The sequence below is a fragment of the Rhizobium sp. 01T444 genome (genome assembly GCF_056398305.1).
Genome location: NZ_JBFTPD010000160.1, coordinates 1 through 746 on the forward strand (window position 1 = coordinate 1; position 746 = coordinate 746).

At 61.5% G+C, this 746-nt stretch carries 2 protein-coding genes; both read right to left on the reverse strand.

Annotated features, from left to right (window positions below; translation table 11 throughout):
- Positions 1 to 12: 12 nt before the first annotated feature.
- On the reverse strand, positions 13 to 462 hold the full coding sequence (locus AC1DTN_RS37735; RefSeq protein ID WP_477925240.1) for an EVE domain-containing protein: 450 nt from the start codon (positions 460 to 462) through the stop codon (positions 13 to 15).
- Positions 463 to 552: 90 nt separating this feature from the next.
- The coding region (locus AC1DTN_RS37740) for a hypothetical protein (RefSeq protein ID WP_477925241.1) at positions 553 to 746 on the reverse strand (194 nt) is incomplete at its 5' end.

Below are 746 nucleotides of genomic sequence, written 5' to 3' on the forward strand. Positions count from 1 at the left end.
CCTGTGGAGAGATCAAAGGTCGAGCGCATCTGTGCTCGCATTCATGGCGCGGGCGATCAGGCGGAGGTCGTGGTCGTCGATTTCGAACAGTCCGAAGCGGAACTTGTAGCCCCAGCGCTTCGAATCTTCAATGAAGTTGAGTTGATCGAGCAGCGCCAGGATCGGCGTTTCTTGGGCGGGCACATAGCAGACGTCGCGCCGCCAAGGCACGAAGCCATCTCCCATATCGAATGCGTACGGTTCAGCGCCCTGAACGATACCGACGGACACGAAGCGCTGCAGTTTCTCGCCGCTCTCGAATACCGTGGTCGGCGCATAGTAGACAACACGATCGCCGTGCGCAACGCGCTTGAGCGGGGCCAGCTTGCCATGGCCAGTCTGCATGAAGCCCCTGCCGGGGTGGTCCCGTCCACGGCGTGCGTGGTCTGCGCTGGCGACTGCGACCCAGTTTCTGCGGTTCATGCCCTCCATGCTGCGCGAGGCCTACTGACAGCGTCCTGTCAGCAGCCTTCTTGCATCGCGCAGAAACGCAGATCCGCACCCAGCCTGCTGCTACAACACGTCGCTGGCGAAATCCGCAAGCCGGGAACGCTCACCGCGGGCCAAGGTGTTGTGTCCGCCGTGCGGCCAGCCCTTGAATTTGTCGACCGCAAAGGTGAGACCTGATGAGCCCTCGGTAAGATAAGGCGTGTCAATCTGTGCCAAGTTGCCCTTGCAGATGATCTTTGTGCCGGGCCCTGCGCGTG

Coding starts and splice junctions, on each gene's coding strand:
- AC1DTN_RS37735 (WP_477925240.1), bottom strand. CDS start 462: ATGAACCGCAGAAACTGGGTCGCAGTCGCCAGCGCAGACCACGCACGC.